22 protein-coding genes are annotated in these 21336 nt (G+C 62.3%); 13 read left to right on the top strand and 9 right to left on the bottom strand.

Annotation, left to right across the window (positions count from 1 at the left end; all coding sequences use genetic code 11):
* The first annotated feature begins 17 nt into the window (after nucleotides 1-17).
* The 12 genes from flgK to CHEJ32_RS0102780 all read left to right on the top strand — a co-directional run bounded on the left by flgK (nucleotide 18) and on the right by CHEJ32_RS0102780 (nucleotide 8825).
* Nucleotides 18-1478 carry a flagellar hook-associated protein FlgK gene (flgK, locus tag CHEJ32_RS0102835; RefSeq protein ID WP_028032490.1) on the top strand — a complete coding sequence of 487 codons (1461 nt, stop codon included), beginning with the start codon at nucleotides 18-20 and terminating at the stop codon, nucleotides 1476-1478.
* A 2-nt stretch (nucleotides 1479-1480) separates the two neighbouring features.
* Nucleotides 1481-2530, top strand: a complete 1050-nt coding sequence (locus CHEJ32_RS0102830; protein ID WP_028032489.1) for a flagellar hook-associated family protein — start codon at nucleotides 1481-1483, stop codon at nucleotides 2528-2530.
* 21 nt (nucleotides 2531-2551) lie between these two features.
* Nucleotides 2552-2899, top strand: coding sequence for a flagellar biosynthesis regulator FlaF (flaF, locus tag CHEJ32_RS0102825; protein WP_028032488.1), 348 nt, complete (start codon nucleotides 2552-2554; stop codon nucleotides 2897-2899).
* Nucleotides 2896-3333, top strand: coding sequence for a flagellar biosynthesis repressor FlbT (flbT, locus tag CHEJ32_RS0102820; protein ID WP_028032487.1), 438 nt, complete (start codon nucleotides 2896-2898; stop codon nucleotides 3331-3333). The genes flaF and flbT overlap by 4 nt, the downstream gene beginning before the upstream one ends.
* Before the next feature lie 2 nt (nucleotides 3334-3335).
* Entirely contained in the window at nucleotides 3336-3725 is a 390-nt protein-coding gene (flgD, locus tag CHEJ32_RS0102815; RefSeq protein ID WP_028032486.1) for a flagellar hook assembly protein FlgD, read from the top strand.
* 1 nt (nucleotide 3726) lies between these two features.
* Nucleotides 3727-3993 (top strand): flagellar biosynthesis protein FliQ, encoded by a 267-nt coding sequence (fliQ, locus tag CHEJ32_RS0102810; protein ID WP_028032485.1) that lies wholly within the window; start codon nucleotides 3727-3729, stop codon nucleotides 3991-3993.
* 63 nt (nucleotides 3994-4056) lie between these two features.
* Nucleotides 4057-6144 (top strand): flagellar biosynthesis protein FlhA, encoded by a 2088-nt coding sequence (gene flhA / locus CHEJ32_RS0102805; protein WP_028032484.1) that lies wholly within the window; start codon nucleotides 4057-4059, stop codon nucleotides 6142-6144.
* A 5-nt stretch (nucleotides 6145-6149) separates the two neighbouring features.
* Nucleotides 6150-6896 (top strand): flagellar biosynthetic protein FliR, encoded by a 747-nt coding sequence (fliR, locus tag CHEJ32_RS0102800; protein ID WP_028032483.1) that lies wholly within the window; start codon nucleotides 6150-6152, stop codon nucleotides 6894-6896.
* 21 nt (nucleotides 6897-6917) lie between these two features.
* Nucleotides 6918-7289 carry a hypothetical protein gene (locus CHEJ32_RS0102795; protein ID WP_245260924.1) on the top strand — a complete coding sequence of 124 codons (372 nt, stop codon included), beginning with the start codon at nucleotides 6918-6920 and terminating at the stop codon, nucleotides 7287-7289.
* Between the two features lie 81 nt (nucleotides 7290-7370).
* On the top strand, nucleotides 7371-7910 hold the full coding sequence (locus tag CHEJ32_RS0102790; RefSeq protein WP_028032481.1) for a rod-binding protein: 540 nt from the start codon (nucleotides 7371-7373) through the stop codon (nucleotides 7908-7910).
* Between the two features lie 22 nt (nucleotides 7911-7932).
* Entirely contained in the window at nucleotides 7933-8331 is a 399-nt protein-coding gene (locus CHEJ32_RS0102785; RefSeq protein WP_028032480.1) for a hypothetical protein, read from the top strand.
* Between the two features lie 8 nt (nucleotides 8332-8339).
* Nucleotides 8340-8825, top strand: a complete 486-nt coding sequence (locus tag CHEJ32_RS0102780; RefSeq protein WP_028032479.1) for a hypothetical protein — start codon at nucleotides 8340-8342, stop codon at nucleotides 8823-8825.
* A gap of 25 nt (nucleotides 8826-8850) precedes the next feature.
* Here CHEJ32_RS0102780 and CHEJ32_RS0102775 read toward each other — a convergent pair whose 3' ends face one another.
* The 9 genes from CHEJ32_RS0102775 to CHEJ32_RS0102735 form a co-directional block, all read right to left on the bottom strand.
* Complete coding sequence (locus tag CHEJ32_RS0102775; protein ID WP_028032478.1) at nucleotides 8851-10095, bottom strand: Gfo/Idh/MocA family protein; 1245 nt, start codon at nucleotides 10093-10095, stop codon at nucleotides 8851-8853.
* Nucleotides 10096-10183: 88 nt separating this feature from the next.
* Nucleotides 10184-11245, bottom strand: coding sequence for a LacI family DNA-binding transcriptional regulator (locus CHEJ32_RS23750; protein ID WP_051469358.1), 1062 nt, complete (start codon nucleotides 11243-11245; stop codon nucleotides 10184-10186).
* Nucleotides 11242-12234 carry an ABC transporter permease gene (locus CHEJ32_RS0102765; protein WP_034657713.1) on the bottom strand — a complete coding sequence of 331 codons (993 nt, stop codon included), beginning with the start codon at nucleotides 12232-12234 and terminating at the stop codon, nucleotides 11242-11244. Before CHEJ32_RS0102765 ends, CHEJ32_RS23750 begins: the two co-directional genes overlap by 4 nt.
* Nucleotides 12231-13217, bottom strand: coding sequence for an ABC transporter permease (locus CHEJ32_RS0102760; RefSeq protein ID WP_028032476.1), 987 nt, complete (start codon nucleotides 13215-13217; stop codon nucleotides 12231-12233). The genes CHEJ32_RS0102765 and CHEJ32_RS0102760 overlap by 4 nt, the downstream gene beginning before the upstream one ends.
* The gene (locus tag CHEJ32_RS0102755; protein WP_028032475.1) at nucleotides 13217-14719 is read right to left on the bottom strand and encodes a sugar ABC transporter ATP-binding protein; all 1503 of its coding nucleotides are present in this window, start codon (nucleotides 14717-14719) and stop codon (nucleotides 13217-13219) included. The genes CHEJ32_RS0102760 and CHEJ32_RS0102755 overlap by 1 nt, the downstream gene beginning before the upstream one ends.
* A gap of 62 nt (nucleotides 14720-14781) precedes the next feature.
* Complete coding sequence (locus CHEJ32_RS0102750; RefSeq protein ID WP_371179760.1) at nucleotides 14782-15762, bottom strand: ABC transporter substrate-binding protein; 981 nt, start codon at nucleotides 15760-15762, stop codon at nucleotides 14782-14784.
* 283 nt (nucleotides 15763-16045) lie between these two features.
* Nucleotides 16046-17071, bottom strand: coding sequence for a Gfo/Idh/MocA family protein (locus tag CHEJ32_RS0102745; protein ID WP_028032473.1), 1026 nt, complete (start codon nucleotides 17069-17071; stop codon nucleotides 16046-16048).
* Nucleotides 17072-17097: 26 nt separating this feature from the next.
* Nucleotides 17098-18276 (bottom strand): mannonate dehydratase, encoded by a 1179-nt coding sequence (uxuA, locus tag CHEJ32_RS0102740; RefSeq protein WP_028032472.1) that lies wholly within the window; start codon nucleotides 18274-18276, stop codon nucleotides 17098-17100.
* A complete protein-coding gene (locus CHEJ32_RS0102735) occupies nucleotides 18273-19757 on the bottom strand; it encodes a mannitol dehydrogenase family protein (RefSeq protein ID WP_028032471.1) in 1485 nt (494 codons plus the stop codon). The genes uxuA and CHEJ32_RS0102735 overlap by 4 nt, the downstream gene beginning before the upstream one ends.
* 165 nt (nucleotides 19758-19922) lie before the next feature.
* On the opposite strand from CHEJ32_RS0102735, the gene uxaC reads away from it, so the two are divergent.
* Nucleotides 19923-21332 (top strand): glucuronate isomerase, encoded by a 1410-nt coding sequence (gene uxaC, locus CHEJ32_RS0102730; protein ID WP_028032470.1) that lies wholly within the window; start codon nucleotides 19923-19925, stop codon nucleotides 21330-21332.
* Nucleotides 21333-21336 lie beyond the last annotated feature (4 nt).

Raw genomic sequence — 21336 nt, 5'->3', positions numbered from 1 at the left:
CGTCAGAAAGAGATGAGATGTCGCTTACGAATGCCCTAAGTATCGCCCAGTCAGCGCTGTTCAATAGTTCGCGCCAGACCAGCATTGTGTCACGCAACATCTCCGAAGCTTCCAACCCGGACTACGCCCGCCGCGCCGCCATCATCTCCAGCACCGCGCCGGGCGCACGTGTCACGGGTATCCGCCGCGCAACAAATGATGTCCTGTTCCGGCAGAATCTCTCCGCCTTGTCCGGTTGGCAGGGACAATCCGTCCTTTCGCAAGGATTGAATACGCTGCAGATCAGGGTGAACGGAGCGGACAACACGTCTTCGCCCGCCTCAGCACTTGGCAAGCTGCAGACCGCTTTGCAGACCTATGCCTCTACGCCTTCCAACAGGACATTGGCGGAAAACGCTGTCGAAGCGGCGCGGCAGGTCGTGCGCTCCCTCAACAACGGCACAGCCGCCATCCAAGCCCTCCGGGCCGATACCGACCGCGACATCGCCCAGTCGGTCAGCGAGTTGAACCGCCTGCTCGGCGAATTCGAGAGCGTCAATGCGGAAGTCGTGGCGGGAACGCGTACGGGCCGTGATGTTTCCGACGCGCTGGACCGCCGCGACGCGCTGCTCAAGCAGATCTCCTCCTATGTTCCGGTCTCCACGATCACCCGTGCAAACAACGATATGGTTCTCACGACGACCGGGGGCGTGACGCTGTTCGAAACGGTCGCGCGGCCGGTCACGTTCAATGCAAATCATACCTACACCGCCGGGATGGCCGGAAACGCGATCTATATCGATGGCGTACCTCTCTCGCCGGGCAGCGGCGGCAACACCACGGCCTTGGGTAGCCTGGCCGCCAATCTTCAGGTTCGAGATCAGGCCGCCGTGCAGATGCAGCGGCAGCTCGACGAGATCGCCCGTGGTCTGATCACGGCATTCAGGGAGACGGATCCGAACGGCGTGCTGGCAGATGCCGCAGGCCTATTCACCTGGGCCGGCGGCCCAGGCGTCCCAGCAGCCGGTACGCTGGTGGACGGTCTCGCTGGCTCCATCCGCATCAACGCGGCCATGGATTCCAGCACCGGCGGCAATCCGGAGCTTCTGCGCGACGGCGGGGCGAATGGTGCAGCTTATATCCGCAACGCCACCGGCGCAGCTTCCTATGCCGATCTGCTCAACTCCCTGCTCGGAAGGTTCGACGAGCCGCAAGCTTTCGACCCGGCCGCGTCGCTTGGCGATTCAGGTACCCTCCTTTCATACTCCAGCGAAACCATCGGCTGGCTGGAAAGCCTGCGCAAAGATGCCGCGAGCGGCACCGAGGCAAAGGAGGCGCTGGCGAACCATTTAGCTACTGCGCTTTCCAACGAAACGGGCGTGAACATGGACGAGGAAATGGCGCTGCTCCTTGAGCTTGAGCATTCCTACGAAGCCTCCGCCCGACTCCTTTCAGTCATCGACGAAATGATCGGAACGCTGCTGGAGGCAACGCGCTAGCCATGAAGGTTTCCTTCGTATCCACCAGCGCCATCTCTCAAACGCTCCGCTATCAGATGATGCGGATGCAGTCGGACCTTCTGAAAAACCAGGAAGAGATGACGAGCGGGAGACTGGCCGATCCGGGCGCCACGCTGGGCGCACGGGCCGGCTTCAGCTTCTCCATGAGCCGGGAGATCGACCGGCTGAAGGGGCAGATCGATGCCAACAGCATCGCTAAAAACCGGCTCTCGTCCACCCAGGACAGCCTCATCCAGCTCAGCAATATCAGCCAGGAACTGCTTTCCACGCTGACAGCCGCCATGTCCGGGGTGAACGACACCTCGATCGTGCGGAGCGGTGCCAAACGCACGCTGGAATCCATGACCAGCGTGCTCAACAGCAATCTCAACGGCGAATACCTGTTCGCCGGCATCAACACGGATGTGAAGCCGCTCAACGACTTCACTGATCCTTCCTCCGCCAGCAAGGCGCAGTTCGACGCCCAGTTCCTCGCCTATTTCGGCTTCAGCCAGAATGACCCTGCCGCAAACGGGATTACGGCCGCGCAGATCGAAGATTTCCTCGACACGGTAATCCAGCCGAGCTTTATGGGCGCAGGCTGGCAGGGCACTTGGTCCAATGCCTCGGACCAGAAGATCAGCAGCCGCATCGCGGCCAATGAAACGGCGGAGACATCCACGACGGCGAACGGCGCCGGCATGCGCAAGCTCGCCATGGCGGCTGCCGTGCTGACGGAATTTCTCGACATTCCACTCGGCGACGAAGCGCGCCAGGCGCTCTATCAACGCACGACAGGCCTTGCGGGCGAAGCGGTTTCCGACATCGCCTCCACACAGGCGGAAATCGGCCTGGCCGAGACGCGCGTTCAGGATGCGAGCGAGCGCATCTCCTCGCAGATCGATCTGTTCAAAACCTTCATCTACGATCTCGAAGGGGTCGATCCCTACGAGGCTTCGACGCGTGTGAACGAGCTCCTGACGCAGATCGAGACCTCATACGCCCTTACCGCACGCATCCAGCAGCTCAGCCTTCTGCGCTATCTGCCCTGACCACAGCGAGACGAACGCTTCATGTACCAATTTTCCTACAGCGAGGTTCAGACCGACTCGGTGGCTGATGCGAAGGATCGCGAACGCCAGTTGCTGACGCGATCGATAGACCTCCTGATGGCTGCGCGGGACGCCGGACCGCAGTCGCGCGAGGCGATCGAAGCGATCCTGTTCATGAACCGCGTCTGGACGTCCTTGATTGAGGATCTCGGCCATGCCGACAACGCGCTGCCAAAGGAGCTGCGTGCCAACCTCATCTCGATCGGGCTGTGGCTCCTGCGCGAAGGCGAGGAGGTTCGTCAGGGGCGGTCCGAGAATTTCGATGGGCTGATCGAAATCTCGCAGATCATACGCGATGGCCTGCGATGAAAAACACGCTGAAGATCTCGCTCAAAGCCGGTGAAAAGATCTACGTCAACGGCGCGGTCATCAAGGTGGACCGCAAGGTCTCGCTTGAGTTCCTGAACGACGTGCAGTTTCTTCTGCAGCAACATGTGCTCCAGCCTGAGGACGCACGCACGCCGCTGCGGCAGCTCTATTTCATCGTCCAGGTGATGCTGATGGGGCCGGAAGGGACGGAAAAGACGCGCCGGCTCTTCCGCGACACGCTTGCCAACCTTCTCTCCACCTTTCGTGACGATCGAATCCTGGCGGGACTGAAGCATATCGACTCGCTGGTCGGCGGAGGCGAGGTCTATGAGGCGTTGAAAGCCATCCGTGCGCTCTATCCATTCGAGGAGGAAATTCTCGATGGGCCGCGCCGGCAGGACGAACCGGTATTCGCCAAGGCGGTGGGAGAATAGGGATGAATGTTTCAACCGTAACGTCTGCTCCGCAGAACCAGCAGACGGCCGCCGCGCCGCAGACGGTGGATTACCAGTCCTTCCTTCGGCTGCTAGTCGCCCAGATGAAGAACCAGGACCCGACGAGCCCCATGGATTCCACCGACTATGTGGCCCAGCTCGCCACCTTCTCGCAGGTGGAGCAATCGGTGCAGATGAATTCCAAACTGGAGCAAATCCTTGCCGCTTCCTCGCTTTCCCAGGCGAGCGGCGTCGTGGGCCGGGAGATCACCTCCGCCGATGGCACGGTGACGGGCATCGTCAAGGAAGTGAAGCTTTATAGCGACGGCGTGGTCGCGAAGCTGGAGAATGGGCAGGAAGTGATTGTCGGTCCTGGCGTGACGATCCGCTGAAATGAACGAGGCCGACGCACTCGACATCGTCCAGTATGCGATCTGGACGGTGCTTGTGGCCTCCGGTCCTGCAGTGATCGTGGCCATGGTCGTCGGCGTCGGCATCGCGCTTGTCCAGGCACTCACCCAGGTGCAGGAAATCACGCTCACCTTCGTGCCGAAGATCGTCGCGATCCTGCTCATCGTCGCGCTTTCCGGTCCCTTTGTCGGAGCGCAGATCTCCTCCTTCACGACTGTAATCTTCCAGCGCATCGAGAACGGGTTCTAATCCGGCCCTGTCCGCCTTCGCACAAGCTTCACCGGCTAGTCTCCGCTTTCAATGGAGGCTCGAATGGCAATCAGCGAAGGCATCACGGGGCAGCAGACAGCAAGGCACGGGCGGGATATCGGCTTCGCCATCGGCGTCGTCATCATCCTTTCCGTGCTCTTCCTGCCCGTCCCGGCATTCCTGATCGATATCGGTCTTGCCTTCTCGATCGCTTTCTCCGTTCTCATCCTGATGGTGGCCCTCTGGATCCAGCGGCCGCTCGACTTCTCGTCCTTCCCCACGATCCTGATCATCTCCACCATGTTGCGCTTGTCGCTCAACATCGCGACGACACGCATGATCCTGTCGGAGGGACATGAGGGGACCAATGCTGCGGGCTATGTGATCGGCGGTTTCTCCAAGCTCGTGATGAGCGGAGATTTCGTCATCGGCCTCATCGTCTTCCTCATCCTGATCGTGGTGAATTTCGTCGTCATCACCAAGGGCTCCACCCGCATCGCGGAGGTGGGCGCCCGCTTCACGCTCGATGCCATTCCAGGCAAGCAGATGTCGATCGATGCCGATCTTTCGGCGGGCATCATCGACGAGAAGGAGGCGCAGCGCCGCCGCCGTGAGCTGGAGGAGGAAAGCGCGTTTTTTGGCGCCATGGACGGTGCCTCGAAATTCGTGCGCGGCGATGCGATCGCCGGCCTCATCATCACTGCCATCAACATCGTGGGTGGCATCGCCATCGGCTATGCGCGTCACGGCATGAACCTGGGCGATGCCGCCGACGTCTTTACGAAATTGTCGGTGGGCGACGGCCTCGTTTCGCAAATCCCCGCCCTGATCGTCTCTCTCGCCGCGGCTCTCCTCGTCTCCAAGGGAGGCACGCGCGGCTCGGCGGACCAGGCCGTGTTCGGGCAGCTGAGTGCATATCCACGCGCCCTTTCCGTAGCGGCGATGCTGCTCGGCCTGCTCGCCATCATGCCGGGCCTGCCTGCCCTTCCCTTCCTCGTTTTAGGCGGTTCGATGGCGGGCCTTGCCTATGTACTGCCCCGGCGCGAGAAACAGCGTGCCGCCGAGGCGGAGGAAGCAAAGCGACAGCAGCAGCTGGCCGCCACCGAGGAAGAGCAGAACTCGGTCAAGTCCTCCTTGAAGACGGCTGAGATCGAGCTTCTCATCGGCAAGCAGCTTTCCTCGCGTCTCATAGCCTCGCATCAGGAACTCGCCTTCCGCATGAACAAGATGCGGAAGAAGTTCGCCACCCAATATGGTTTCGTCGTGCCCGAGGTGCGCCTTTCGGACGATTATTCCATTTCGCCAAAGAGCTACCAGATTAAGATTCACGGCACCGTGATCGCCGAATACCAGCTGCGCGTCGGAGAATTGATGGTGCTGCTTGGCGGTAAGCCCGCGCCCGATCTTCCCGGCGAGGAGGTAAAGGAGCCCGCTTTCGGCATGCGCGCCTATTCCGTGCCGGAAATGTTCGCCGAGGATCTCAAGAACGAGCACCTTCCCTATGCCGACAATATGTCGGTGCTGCTCACGCATCTCTCCGAGGTCATCCGCAACAACCTGCCGCAGCTCCTCTCCTACAAGGACATGAAGGCGCTGATCGAACGGCTCGACCCGGAATACCGCAAGCTTTCCGACGAGATCTGCTCGTCTCACATCACCTATCCGGGCCTGCAGGCCGTCTTGAAGCTGTTGCTTGCTGAACGCGTGTCGATCCGCAACCTGCATCTGATCATCGAGGCCATTGCCGAGATCGCTCCGCATATCCGCCGCACCGAGCAAATCGTCGAACATGTTCGCATCCGCATGGCGCAGCAGATTTGCGGCGACTTGAGCGATGCAGGCGTGCTCAAGGTGCTCAGGCTCGGAAATCGTTGGGATCTCGCCTTCCATCAAGCGCTGAAGCGTGATCCGAAGGGGGAGGTTCGCGAATTCGACATCGATCCGCGCCAGCTCGAGGAGTTTGGCCAGGAAGCGGCCAAGGTCATTCGCAGCCATTTGGATGCCGGCGAGCGCTTCGTTCTGGTGACTGCGCCCGAGGCCCGGCCCTATGTGCGCATGATCATAGAAAGGCTGTTCCCGACGCTGCCCGTCCTCAGCCATGTGGAGATCGCCAAGGGCGTGGAGATCCGGGTGCTCGGCTCGATATCGTAAGACAGATGCCGGAGACCGTCGTCCTCGCCGCTTTCCTCGCATTCTGCCGCGTCGGGGCCTGCTTCATGCTGATGCCCGGATTCGGCAGTGCGCGGGTCCCTATGCAGGTGAGGCTTTTCGTGGCGGTGGGTGCGTCCCTCGCACTGCTCGCCCATTTGTGGGACGTGATTGCGCCTCACGCCTCCGACCGGCCTGGCACGCTCTTACTTCTGATCGGGTCGGAGATTCTGATCGGCTCGCTCATCGGTCTCGTGGCGCGCCTCTATGTGCTTGCCGTGCAATTCATCGGTACCGCTGTTGCAACCATGATCGGATTCGGGATGGCTGGGGGTGGGATAGCGATCGAGGAAAACGAACTGCAGCCTGCCGTGGCGGCGATCATCTCCTTCTCGGCGCTGATGCTGCTTTTCGTCCTCGACTTCCACCATGCGATCATCGAGGCGCTGGTGACCTCCTATCGCCTTGCGCCCATCGAAGCGCTGTTCAACCCGCAATCGGCCCTCACCGATCTTGCCGATACGCTCTCCCAGGCTTTCTTCGTGATGATCCGGCTCGGCAGCCCCTTCGTGGCCTATGCGATCCTGATCAATCTAGCCTTCGGTTTCATCAACAAGCTCACGCCCCAGATCCCGATCTATTTTATCTCGCTGCCCTTCGTCATCGCAGGCGGACTCCTGCTCCTTTATTTCGGCATAGGCACCTTCCTCGCCCTCTTCGCGGACGGCTTCTTCCCCACAACCATCGGTCGGTGAAGAATGGACAGGCGACGCAGATTGGCAAAGCTCCTCACCCTGCAGAAGCGGGTGAAGGAACTGCATGAGGCCCGGCATGCGGCCTTCCTGAAGGAGGCAGCGGCTGCCGAACGCGAAGCAACAGAGATTGCGAGGCGCCTTGAAGCGTCGGAAAGCCTGGCGGCCCTCTTCCCCGACCTTTACCACCGGAGGATCGCGCAGGCGCTCGCCCGGCGAGAGGCGAACGAAGACAAGGCTGCCCAGGAAGCAAGGAAGATCGCGGCGGCAGATGCCCGAGCGAACATAGTGGAACGTGCTCATCGGGAGGTGCTGAAAAAGCACGAGCGTAACGTCGAAGAGAAAGCAATCCTTGAGTTCATCGAACAGCGGCTGAAGCCCGGAGCTTCGGATTAGCCGTCTTCGCAATCCAACCAAGGGCAAGTCTGCCGCAAGCTTCCCCTGTCATATTCGATGTTGAAAGGATCGGACCAACTCGTGGCAATATCACTTCCCGGCGATATCCTCCTTGATGTGGCGAAAGCCGCAGACCCGGACAGGGCCGCGGCCGCGCGTGCGCGCCTGCAATCGCTGGCCAGCACAACGCCCTTCGAAGATCCTTCGGTCATCGGGCATACCGACCTGCGTAAGGCCAGCCCCGTCCGTGCAGGAAGACCTGAACCCTTCGTGCAATTCGAAGCCATGGTGCTGCAGAATTTCCTGCACTCCATGCTGCCGGAAGAGGGAGATGCCGTTTTCGGGGAAGGACTATCCGGTGAGATGTGGCGCAGCCTGCTTGCCCAGGAATTGGGCACTTCGCTTGCGCGGCGCGGAGGCGTCGGCATCGCCGAGCGGATCCTCGGCGACCATTATATCGTCGATGGCAGAAAAATTCCTGTCGCAGGCGTTTCATCGGGGCCTGAGGCGCAGGAGTCAGCCACCCAGGCTGCGCTTTCGACGGCCCTCGTGGAGGAAATCGAGCGCCAGGCCGCCAAGACCCTGGCGGGTGATGTGCCACCCGCCGAGAGAAAGAAGTAGTCTAAACCTATGCGGAATGTTCATGCATAATCTGATCCAAAACACTCAGGCGCCGGATCTCGCTTCAGCCAATGCGGGCAGCGCGGGCCTTCTCAACCTTCTCCAGCGGATCGAAAGAAGCATCGAAGCGGAAACCGTGGCGCTACGCGCCGATCCCCGCTTCGACATAAAGGCGTCCAACGCCCGCAAGAGCCGGCACCTCCACGAGCTTACCAAGGCATTCAAGAACATCGGCGAAGCCGATCTGGGCGCCGATCATCGCGCTGCGATGCTGCGTTTGCGGACCAAGCTGGCCGCGAACGAAGCGGCGATCCGCGCCCATCTCAGTGCGGTGGGAGAAGTGGCTGCAATGCTGCAGGATGCGATCCAGCGCTCGCAAGCAGACGGCACCTATTCGGTGCGGGAATTCGGCGCGAAATAGGCTCCGCCATGTTCAAATTCGTCCTCGCCGCCGTCTGGATCAGCGCCGCCACACTGGCGGCCGTGTTTTACTCGTTCCAGGCGTCGCAGGCGCGGAACAGCGCTGAACCGCCACCGCCATTTTTCGGCGGGCTCGATTATGTGCGGACCAAGGTGATGTCCGTACCGGTGGTGAAACAAGGCCGGGTGGATGGCTACTTTCTAATCCGCCTCGTTTACACGGCCGAGCCGGAGCGGTTGAAAGCGCTTTCGGTGCCTGCCGACATCCTGCTTCTGGACCAGTTGCATTCCTATCTCTACGGCAATCCGCAGATCGATTTCTCGAACCGGCAAAGCGTGGATCTCGACGCACTGCGTAACGGGATACGTGACAGTATCAACACGCGCCTGGGCGAGACGCTCGTCCACGAGGTGCTGGTCGAGCAGGTCGATTATCTTTCCAAGGCCGACATACGCGACAACGCCATCCGCCGCAGGCTCGGCCCGGAGGAGTGAGCATGGAGAGCGCGTCTCGCCGGTTTCAGCCTCGAGGGCGAGCCACCGGCGGAACGTAGTCCTCCAGTTCCGGCGCGGGGAAGCGTACCGTCTCACCAAGCTCGGCGGAGCGGTAGAGGCCCATCAGGATCTCGACCACGGCGACGCCGTCATGGAAGGTCTCGAGCGGTGTCTCGCCCTTGCGGAAGCATTCGACCATGTGACGGTTCTCGTCCGTGTAGCCGTAGACGCCCGCCTCATCCTCCAACACCGGCATCAGCCCCTGCTCGGCGTTCTGCTTCTCGACCAGATCCTCGCCCTCCGAACCGGTGACGGCGCGTGACATAAAGACCTTGAGCCCCGTGCCGAGCGAATTGAACTCCATCGCGTATTCAGGACCGAGCAATTCGAGCTGGATGCGCAAGCCCGCGCCCACATAGGCCCAGGAGGTCGTGGCTTCGATCATAAGCTCGTTGCCTTCCTCGTCCTCCAGCTCGACGACGCCGCGAGCGAAATCCTCCGAGGGGCGGTTGCGGTAGTCGACCTCGGCCCCATAACGCTGGCGCAGAACGTCTGCATAATGCGGCCTGCTCCACTTGAGCGTGGCGACCGTGCCGTTCACCGCCTTCACCTTGAGCGAATTGCGCGGTGCACCGGGCGCTGTGAGCAGATGGCGCGCCACCTCCACGCTGTGGCACATCATATCGGAGAGGACGCCGCCGCCTTGCTGCTCGCCCTGCCAGAACCATGCTTCGTGCGGCCCGGAATGCTCTTCCGCCGCACGCGCGAGATACGGACGGCCGGTCGTAGAAGCGGCGCGGCGCCAGACGATTTCCTTCCCGCGCAGCACGGGCGTACAGAAGACCTGGTTTTCCAGATAGCCATGGTTGAGGCCGGCATCTTCGGCCAGCCGAAGCATCTCGCGTGCCTCCGCGATCGTGCGGGCAAGCGGCTTCTCACAGGCGACGGCGAAAACCCGGCTGCGGCCGCCCTTCACTTCGCCGTGCAGCCGGCGCATGACATCCAAGCGGGTATGGTTTGGCGAAAGAATCCATATCGCGTCCACGTCATCAGCCTGAAAAAGGCTTTCCAGGCTTTCATGCGCCCTGCATGTGCCTAGGCCGAGCTCGTCCACCAAGGAGACGATCTTGTTGCGCTTTTCCGCGCTGCGGCTAAAAACGCCGGTCACCTCCACATTCCGCACGCCGATCATGGAGCGAAGGTGGAACTGCGCGATAAAACCGGAGCCGACAAATCCAATCCTGAGTTTTTCCTTCGGCAGATCGGTCATTGTTCGTCTCCTCTACTCTGTTTTCAAGCCGTGGTTGCAGCACCGCGCGTCCTTTGGGGACCACACCCGGCGCTGTAAGTTAGTGAACTTATGCATGGCGCTTTCCGAAAACGGTTTCGCCCGTTCGGGCCGAAGCGCTTGCGCCGCGCAGCGGCGCCGTCGAGGCGCGCGTCTGGAAGGTCGTCGGCATCATGATGATCTCGCCGGTGTGGCTCTCGCCATGCATCACTTCGAGCAACAGGCGCATGGCCTCGCGGCCGATCGCGGTGCGCGGCTGGCTGACGGTGGTGAGCGGCGGATAAAAGGCTTGGCTGAGAAAAATGTCGTCGAAGCCCACGATCGAAACTTCCTCCGGTACGGAGACGCTCATACGTCTCAACTCATTGATGGCACCGAAAGCCATCTCATCATTCGCGACGAAGATCGCCGTGGGCGGCTCGGAGAGCGAAAAGAGCTGCCGGCAGTGCCGCTCCCCTGAGGGAAGCTGATAGTCGCCGATCACCTCGTAATCCGCCCGCAGCTCCAGTCCCGCCCCCTGCATCGCCCTGCGATAGCCTTCCCGGCGCAAGGTCGCCATGGCCTCCGGAATGGGTCCCGCTATGTGCGCAATGCGCTTGTGGCCAAGCTTGATGAGGTGTTCCACGGCCTCCCGCGCTGCCCCGATATTGTCGATCATGACATGGGGAAGGCCACTCTCCTCGATCGGTTCGAGCGCGACCACAACGGGCAGATCATGCAGGGCCTCCGGCAGGCTCTCCGCATCCGGCAGCTTGCCCGTGATCAGGATCATGCCATCGGCATGGCCGTCGCGCAGCATGTCGAAATACTCGACCTCACGCTCGGCATTGTTTTCCGTGTTGCCCATCAGGACGGAATAGCCCGCCTCACGGGCTGCCGCCTCCACGCCCTTCACGATGTCGAGATAGAAGGGGTTACCGATGTCGCGCACCACCATCAGCACGGCCATGGAGCGCTGGGTACGCAGGTTTCTCGCGCTCACATTGGGCCGGTAATTGAGGCGCTGCGCCGCCTCCCGGACGCGGCTGCGTGTCGGCTCCGCCACCAGGCCGGAGTCGCTCAGCGCGCGGGACACCGTCGCCGGCGAGAGGCCGAGCTCCGCCGCGATATCCTTGATGCGGGCTCGGCTCATGCGCGCATCGCCCGCCCACGGCCATAGAAAAGCATCAGCACCAGCAGCGTCAGGCCGAAAATCACCTGCCTGCCGGACTCCTCGATATTGATGGTGGTGAGGATGCTTTGCAGGATCACAAGCAGAACGGCGCCCGCCATCGTACCGGTATAGCCTCCCTTTCCCCCCGAAAGCGGAGTGCCGCCGAGAACCACAGCGATGATGGAAGGCAGCATGTAAAGCTCTCCCACATTCGCGAAGGACGTGCCCGCATAGCCGATGAGGCAAAGCCCGGCGAGGCCTGCGAAGGCGCCGGAAAGCGTGAAGAGCGAGACGCGGATCAGCCGCACCGGCACGCCCGCAAGGAGCGCCGCCTGTTCGTTGGATCCGATGGCGTAGACGCGGTAGCCGAAGACGGTACGCCTCAAGAGAAAGGCCATGAGCAGCCCGATCAGCACCCAGAGCCAGATGATGCCGGGGAGGCCGAGGAGGAACGGCCGCGTGACGAATTCCGACAGCGCCGGCGCCGCCCGTCCGGAAGGGACGCCCTGGCGGATGACCACGAGCAACCCTTGCAGCACGCCGAGCATGCCCAGCGTCATCACCAGCGGCGGGATGCGCAGCAGAGTGACGCCGACGCCGTTGAACGTGCCGAACAGCGCCCCCGCAGCGACACAAGCGAGGATAGCGGGCAGGATGCCCCCATCCGAGCCGTTCATCACATTGCCCGCGATGATTGCGCTGAGCGAGACGATGCCGCCTACCGAAAGGTCGATGCCCTCACGGCCGCCGAGAATGACGAGGTTCTGGCCAGCGGCGACGATGCCGAGAAGCGCGGCCACGATGAGCAGCCGCAAGATCTGCTGCGGCGAGGCGAAGCCGGGCGACAGCATCTCCCCCAGAGCGAGCAGGAGCACGATCAGGATCAGCGCCACCAGAAGCGGCTGGCGGATCAGACTTGCCGCGGCTAAGCGCGAAGCCTCCGCCCTTCCTGCGGTTTCCACGCTCATGGCCGAACTCTCCGCGTCACCAGCACGCCCAGCATCAGCGCCAGGAGGATCGCCAGCCCCTGCACGAGGTTCTGCCACTGGGAAGGCGTGCCGACATAGAATACGAGCGAGTTGATCAGGCCGATGATGAGCGCGCCGAGCACCGATCCCACGACCGAGCCGCGCCCGCCGGAAAGCGCGGTGCCGCCGAGAACCACGGCCGCTACCGAATAGAGCGTCATGGCCCCGCCCACGAGCGGGTCGCCGCTCGCCGTGTCACCGGTGATGCAGAGCGCCGCTAAGGCCGAGAAAACACCACAGAGCACATAGCCCTTGAGCCGGATCGCGGTCACCGGCAGGCCGCTCTGGAAGGCCTTGAAGGGATCGTCGCCCACCGCGAGCATCTGTGTCGTCAGTCGCGCGCGGACTGCGATGGCAAGAATGATGGCAAGCGCCACCACCACATAGAAGACGAAGGGGATCTCGAAGAACCGGCCGCCATAGGTGCGCCAGTAGACCGTCGGCGCCGGCGTGCCTGCCACAGGCAGCACATAGAGCGCAAGCCCGGTGAAGAAGATGCTGGTGGCGAAGGTGGCGACGATCGCCTGCAGGCGGAGCACCGCCACAACGATCCCGTTCAGGAGTCCGCAGGCGAGCCCCGTCAGGATGCCGATGGCGATGGCGCCAAGCACCGCCACTCCGCCACCGCCCCAGCGCTCCATGAGAACGATGATCACGCAATTGACCAGCGAGAGGATCGCCCCCACCGAGAGGTCAACATCGCCCGCATAAACCACATAGGTCTGGGCGACGGCGAGCATCATCAGGGCGAGATAGGTGCTGATCAGCCCCGTGATCGCCCGAAAGCCCAGGCTGTTCGGCTGAAACCAGCCATTGAGCGCCAGGAGCGCTACAAGGATGACGAGCGCCGGCAGGAATGGGAATCGCTCCACCAGTGCACCAAGGCCAGAGCGCGACGAAGATCTTGTCTCAACCGCGCTCATCATGCGGCCTCATATGCGGCGTGATAGAGATTGTAGCGGGTGCGGTCGGCGCCCGTGAGCTCGCGGCTTACCGACCCGCTGTTGAAGACCAGAATACGGTCCGCATTTGCGAGCAGCTCCGCATCCTCCGACGAGTAGAGCACGATGCCCATCCCCTCTGCCGCAAGCGAACGGATCAGCGCAAAGAGATCCGCCTTCGCCTGAAGGTCGATGCCCTTGGTCGGATCGTCGAGCAGCAGCACGTCCGGCCGGTCGATCAGCCAGCGCGCGATGACGATCTTCTGCTGGTTGCCGCCGGAAAGCGCATTGACCGGCTGTTCGTAGCCGGCAAAGCGCGTCTTCAGCGCAGAGAGCGGCTTAGCCGCCCGCTCCCGCAAGCTTCCCGGACGCACCAGCGAAAGCCTGTTGCGAAGGAAGTGGATGGGCGTCACGTTTTCCAGAATTGGACGGCCGTGCACCACTCCGTCCCGCCCGCGGTCGCCGGAAACATAGGCAAGCCCGCAACGGATCGCCTCGCGGGGTGAGCGGATTGCCCGCTCTTCGCGGTTGATCCGGATCGAACCTGCAGCGGCGGGACTGACACCGAAGATCGAGCGCAGCACAGCGGACTGTCCTTGCCCGTGCAGGCCGCCGAAACCGAGGATTTCGCCCCGTCGCACCTCGAAGCTCACACCGGCAAAGCCCTTGCCGCTCAAACCGGCCACGGACAGAACGGCTTCGGCCTTTGCCTCCACTGTGGCGGGCGGTGCGCCCTCCGTCACGGCCAGCTCGGTTTCTCCGACCATTTGACGGATGATGTTTGCGGGATTCGTCTCCGAAATCTGTGACGTGCCCACCGTCTCGCCGTCACGGATGACCGTTACGCGGTCGCCGACAGAGAAAATCTCGTCCATGCGGTGGGAGATGAACACGATCGCCCTTCCCTCCGCCTTCAGTTCACGCAGGATCTCGAAGAAGCGCTCCACCTGAGCCCGGTCGAGAGAGGAGGTCGGTTCGTCGAAGATGAGGATGGGGGCCTCGGTCGCAAGCGCCTTCATGATCTCGACCAGCTGGCGCTGGTCTTCGCGCAGGTGCTCAACCCGCGTATCCGCCGAGAAGCCCTCTCCGGCCACATCCGCAAAACGGGAGATATGACGCTCGGCAATCGCGTTCAGCCTTGCGCGATCGACAAAGATGCCGCCCTTGCCCGGCAGTTCGGGTAGGCCGATATTTTCCGCCACGGTGCGGTGGGCGGCGAGGCTCAGCTCCTGGTAGAAGGTCGCAATGCCCAGCGCGCGCGCTGCGCGCGGGCCGTCGATGGAAACCGGCTTGCCGTCAATCAGCACCTCGCCAGCATCGGGCCGCACGCTTCCGGAGACGATCTTGCAGAGCGTGCTTTTTCCCGAGCCGTTCGAGCCAATGAGAACGTGGACTTCGCCCTCCTTCAGGTCGAAGTCTCCCCGGCTGAGCGCGACCGTCGCCCCATAGGCCTTCCGCGCGCCTCGGATCGTGAGATTGGCCATGAGCTGGTACCTGGGATCAAACGCGGGAGCGGACCTGTCGGCGCGCTCCCGCTTCGGATCGCTTACTTGAACAGCGCTTCGGCTTCTTCGATCGAAAGCGAGCTCGTGTAGGAGTAGTAGCCCGGCTTGCCTTCAAGCTCGGCATGGACCTGCTTCACATTCTCGCTGTCGATGAACGGGATCGGCAGATACATGGCGTTGCCATACTGCCCCGCGGTCGCCGGCTCCTTGAGTTCCTTGCCCTGCAGCATGAGCACGGCCACGTTGAGCGCGCTTGCCATTACGCCCGGAGGGTTCACGGAAGCACCGGAGTTAAGGTTGTTCTCCACCCAGAGGTCGATGAAATCCTTGCGGATCTCGCCGGTTGCGGCGATCTGGTCTGTCTTGCCGGCATCCATGATCGAGCGCCAAGCGCCCGCAGCCATGCCGTCCTGTACCCAGACGCCGTTGATGTTGGGATAGGTGGCAAGGATGTTCTGCATGGCCTGCTGGCCCTTTGCCTGGTCCCAATCGGCGTTGACTTCGTTCACCACCTTGATGTCGGGATAGTCCTTGAACACGCTGCGGTAGCCCGCCACGCGCATCTCGTTGGCCGGATGGCCGGCGACGCCGTTGATGGCGACCACCTCGCCCTTGCCGCCGAGCGCTTCAGCGAGCCACTTGGCGCCGGCAGCGCCCCAGGCGGTCTGGTCGATGCCCACATAGATCGCATCGGGGGAAGAGACTTCCGCATCCGTCGAAATCACCAGGATTCCGGCTTCCTTGGCCTGCGCGAAGACCGGATCGAAGGCGGTCGGGCTGTTCGGGTTGATGATGATGGCGTCGACGCCCTGATTGATGAAGTTGCGCACATGGGCGATCTGGCCGGGCACGTCGACATTGGCGCTTTGAACCACCACCTCGACGTTTACGCCCTTGTCGGCCCACTTCTTGGCGGCCTCCTCGGCCTCCTCGATCATCTGTGTGCGCCACTCGCTTCCCACCCAGCCGTTTGACAGGCCGATCGTGAAGTCCTGCGCCTTCGCGCCAAGCGCGGAGAGCATCAAAGCCGCTGCAGCGGCGGCGAGAATTCCGGTTTTTCTGATCATATTCTCCTCCACTGAACCCGATGAAATCGATTTCAGTCCCATCGTGTAGCAGATGTCAGCGCTCTGATCCAGAGGATGGGTGCGGGATTCTTGATCTCGTTGCAAAGATGGGGGCCGGCGGGCTGGTCCACGAACCCGACCACACCGGTGTCTCGGTCATGTTCGGGGATGGATTTCGGATGGAGCCCAAAAGGATTATCAGCCATCCGCTGGCTGCGAAGGCCTCAAGTTGGAGCTTCTACACGACCTTCTCGCGCCTGCCCGTTTCAGCGGATCGCAGCAGGGCGTCGATCACGCGGTGAACCTTGAGCGCTTCGCGGCCACTCACTTTGGGCTGCGTGCCCGCTTCGATGGCGTCGAGGAAATCCGAGAGCACCGCTCGATGATGATCGTGCGGAAAAGCCATGGGGTCAGCGCCGGCGCCACCGCCAAGCACTCCGTCGTCCTGCCGGATCTCCGTTCCGTCGTGGAATTGCGCGACCATCGACGCACCTTCGATGCGTGCAGTGCCTCTGGTTCCGATGAACTCTATCGAGTCGGGGGAACCCGGATACGCGCAGGTCGTGGCGCTCACGGTGCCAATCGCACCATTCGGGAAGCGGATCGCCCCGGCGACAAGATCTTCGGTCTCCATGCGATGGACTTTCGTGGTCACCGCATAGGCGGCCACTTCCTCGGGAAGCCCTGCAAGCGAGATCAGGAGGTCGAGCGTGTGGATACCCTGCGTGAGCAGGACTCCGCCGCCATCACGCGCCTTGGTGCCTCGGCCCGGCTGGTCGTAATAGCTCTGGGGCCGCCAGTTCGCGAGCTTGGCCGAGACGCCGACCAGTTCGCCCAACCTGCCTTCTTCGATGAGGCGGGCAAGAGCGACGCTTACCGGCCGAAAGCGATGCTGCAGAACGACGCCGAGCTTCACGCCGGCCCTTTCGGCCGCCTCGACCATGTGCAGCGCGCGCTCCGTCGAAATCTCCAGCGGCTTTTCGAGGAGCACGTGCTTTCCGGTTTCCGCCGCACGTTGCACAAGTTCACCATGGCTGTTAGGCGGCGTCAGCACCATCAAGGCGTCGATGGTTTCGTCGGTGAAGATGGGTTCCAGATCCGAAACGACCGGGAGGCCCCAAAGCTCCGAAAAAGCCTTTCGGCGCGTTTCCGTGGGGCTATAGGCAGCCACCACCTCCACGCGGTCCTGAAGATCGAGCAGGCTTTTGGCATGTGGCGTCGACGCCATCCCCAGGCCGACGACTGCGATACGCCTTGTTGCCATGTTCCTCCCCTTCGTTTCATCGCCCCCTAAAAAGCAAACCGCTCCACCGCACGCATCACGCCGCGCAATTCGGCGAGACCCTTCAGCCTTCCGATACAGGAATAACCCGGGTTCACCTTCTTGCCGATGTCGTCGACGATGACGTGGCCGTGATCCGGCCGCATCGGGATCACCGCATCGGCCCGGCCCTCCTCAGCACGGCGGCGCTCTTCCTTCAGAAGCTCGTACACGACTCCCACCATATCGATATCGCCGTCGAGATGCTCCGATTCATGAAAGGAGCCGTCGGGCTCATGGCGCACATTTCGCAGATGCGCAAAATGGATGTCGGGCGCAAACTCCCTCGCCATCGCGACAAGATCGTTCTCGCGGTTAGCCCCGTATGAACCGGTGCACAGCGTGATGCCGTTGGATGGCGACTTGACCGCCCCGATAAGCGCGCGAGCGTCGGATGCCCTGCACACGACGCGCGGAAGTCCGAAAAGGGGGAAAGGAGGATCGTCCGGGTGGATGGCGAGCTTGATACCTGCCTCCTCTGCCACCGGGACGATCTCACGCAGGAACGCGAAGAGGTTTTCGCGAAAACCTTCCTCGGTCAGATCTCGGTAGACGTCCAGCATGCGGCGAAAGCTTTCGCGGTCATAGACGAATTCACGCGCCGGCACCCATTCGATGAGGTTGCGCTCCACACGAGCAATATCGCTCTCGCTCATCGTGGCGAGACGCCTGCGGGCAGCATCGATGCGCTCGCCCGGATAGTCGGCCTCCGCTCCGGAACGCTTCAAAACCAGCACGTCATAGGCGCAAAATTCCACAGCATCGAACCGCAGCGCAGTTCCGCCATGCGGCATCGGGTAATCGAGATCGGTGCGCGTCCAATCCGTGATCGCCATGAAATTGTAGCAGACGGTCGGGATACCGGCCGCCGCCACGGCACGGATGGAGCTCTTATAGTTCTCGATATATGCTCGATAATCACCGGTGCGCGTCTTGATGGCTTCGTGCAGAACGATGCTTTCCACCACGCTCCATTCAAGGCCTGCGGCTTCGATCACGGCCTTGCGCCTGGCAATCTCCTCCGCGGGCCAGGGCCTCCCGTCATTCAGGTGGTGCAGGGCCGTTACGACACCCACCGCACCTGCCTGGCGGACATGCGCCAGTGTCACCGGATCGTCCGGCCCGAACCAGCGCCATGTCTGTTTCATCGACTTGCTCCCTGTTCCAAAGCCATGTCGATCGCGGCCCGGGCACCTTTTTCATGAATGTTTTGTAGATGGCGGCCCGCGATCTGCGCCAGTTGCGTTGACGCTTCTCCCGTTACCGCATCGAAACCGGCGATCGAGAAGACCTGGCGGACGGCTTCCACGGCAGAAGGGCTGCCGGCGAGGACTTCTTCCAGATTCCTGTCCATCGGATCGGTAAACTGGCCCGCCGGAAGCGACTTTCCGCGCGCTTGGCAGCAGGCGATCCAGGCGGCAACGACCAGCATGAGGTGGCCGACCTGGCCTCCCCCTGCAAGGCGTGCTCGGGCAGTAGCCAGGATACGCTGAGGCAGTTTCTGACTACCGTCATTGGCGATCTGTGCCGTCCGGTGAACGAGCGCGGGGTTGGAGAAGCGCTCCGAAAGCGCAGCGATATAAGCCTGCGGCTCGAGCCCTGCGCCCTTTGGAAGGCTGGGAATGGCCTCGGCCCAGAGCCTGTCGACGAAACCGCGGATCGCCGGATCGGTAAACGCTTCTGACACGCTTTCGCGGCCGCAGAGAAGGCCGAGATAAGACAGGCCCGAATGCGCGCCGTTGAGCAGTCTCAGCTTCATCTCCTCGAAAGGCCGCACGTCTGAGACCATGGTGACGCCCGCCCGCTCCCATTCGGGCCGGCCAAGGGTGAAACGATCTTCCACAACCCATTGCATGAATGGCTCGGTCTTCACCGGCCAGGCGTCATCGAGGCCGATAGCGGCTGAAATCCGCCGGCGGTCCTCGTCCGTCGTGGCGGGCACGATGCGGTCGACCATTGTGGAGGGAAAAGCCACCTCCTCCTCGATGAAGCGCGCGAGTTCGCCATCTGCGGCGCCCGCGAACTGCAACACAAGCTCCCGCAGCGTCTCCCCGTTCGAAGGAAGATTGTCGCAGCAGAGCACCGTGAATGGAGGAATGCCCGACTGCCTACGCTCCTTCAGAGCCGCCAGCAAGAAGCCGTGCACGGTGCGCGGATTGGCGAGATCGGCAATATCGGATGCCACATCCGGGTGGGAGAGGTCGAGAGCGCCCGCAGCGTTACGCATATAGGCTTTCTCGGTGACGGTGAGAGTGACGATCCGCGTCGAAGAATGGGACATGCGCGAAACGAGAGCCGCCGGATTCTCCGGCGCTACAAGGAGCTGCCGCAGCGAGCCGATGACCCGCAGATTTTCTCCCGCCGCATTCTGGATGGAAAGGGTATAGAGCCCGTTCTGGGGAGAGAGAGCATCCCTCGTATCGGCGCTGCGGAGAGAAGCGCCTACGATACCCCAACCCCGTTCGCCGGCAGCCAGGCAACTATCGATATAGGCCGCCTGATGCGCGCGGTGGAACGCGCCGACGCCGAGATGGACGATACCCGGCTCCACCTCGGAAAGGTCGTAACCCGGCAATTCGTAGCCTGCCGCCCGACGAAGAGTTGTCTCCGAAAGCCGCTCTCGGCCCATGAAAGCCTCCTCCCTACGAACCCAGGCATTGCGCCAAGTACAACGGCTGCCCACGGCGCGCAATCCAAATTCATCATACAACTTTGGCGAATTTTGTATGTTGACATGAAACTTTACCGCGCTTAGCGATAAGAAAGAAACCGGCCGAAGGGAGGAGCGGCGGGTATGATGTCACTCATCCATCGTGATGTGCTCTTTCCGGCCGAGCCTACGGTGCGGTCGTTGGCGCGCGCTCTCTACGAAACCGTAGCGGGCCTGCCGATCATCAGCCCGCATGGGCATACCGACCCACGCTGGTACGCACTCGATGAGCCGTTTCCCGATCCCGCGCAACTCCTGATTGTTCCTGATCACTATATCTTCCGCATGCTCTTCAGCCAGGGGTTCGGGCTTGAGCAGCTTGGCATTCCCAGGCTGGACGGAACGCCCGTGGAAACCGACGGGCGGCGGATCTGGCGGCTCTTCGCGGAAAATTTTCACCTCTTCCGCGGAACGCCGACGCGGCTCTGGATGGATTACGTGCTGTCGGAACTGTTCGGGATCGAGGAGCCGCTTTCGGGCGCGACTGCCGACGCCAGTTACGACAGAATATCAGAGCGGCTTGCCGAGCCGGCCTACCGGCCGCGGGCTCTCTTCGAGCGCTTCAACATCGAGGTGATCGCCACTACCGAGGGCGCGCTGGACGATCTCTCCTGGCACAAAAGGATCAGGGAGAGCGGCTGGAGGGGCCGGGTCGTCACCGCCTATCGTCCGGACGCCGTGGTCGATCCAGATTTCGAGGGATTTTCAAAGAACCTCGACCGAATGGGCGAGATCACCGGTGAGGATACCGGCAGCTGGCAGGGCTATCTGGACGCGCATCGCAAGCGCCGCGCCTTCTTCAAGACGTTCGGGGCCACATCGTCCGATCATGGCCATCCCGACGCGGCGACGGAGAATCTCAGCACGTCGGAGGCGGCGGCCCTCTTCGACCGCGTACGCACGGGCAAGGCCGATCCCGCCGAGCGCGGACGCTTCCGCGCGCAAATGCTGACGGAGATGGCGAAGATGAGCCTGGAGGACGGGCTTGTCCTGCAGATCCATCCCGGCTCCCGGCGCAATCATTCACCGGCTATGATGGCACGTTTCGGCCGCGACAAGGGCTTCGACGTCCCAACCCGTACCGACTATGTGACAGCGCTCAAACCGATGCTCGACGCGATTGGGCTTGAGCCGGGGCTGACCGTCATCCTCTTCACGCTCGACGAGAGCACCTATTCGCGGGAGCTGGCCCCTCTGGCCGGGGTCTATCCCGCACTGAAGCTGGGACCGGCCTGGTGGTTCCATGACAGCCCGGAGGGCATGCGCCGTTTCCGCGAGCTCACGACAGAGACGGCGGGTTTCTACAACACGGTCGGCTTCAACGACGATACCCGCGCCTTTCCGTCCATTCCAGCACGGCACGACATCGCACGGCGCGTGGACTGCGCGTTCCTGGCGCGGCTCGTGTCGGAACACCGCTTGAGGGAGGAGGAAGCCTTCGAGCTGGCCGGGGAGCTTGCCTATACGCTCGCCAAGAAGGCGTATCGGCTTTGAGGAG

The sequence above is a fragment of the Chelativorans sp. J32 genome, from assembly GCF_000518985.1.
GTDB lineage: Bacteria > Pseudomonadota > Alphaproteobacteria > Rhizobiales > Rhizobiaceae > Chelativorans.
This window is presented reverse-complemented; position numbering and strand designations above follow the sequence as displayed.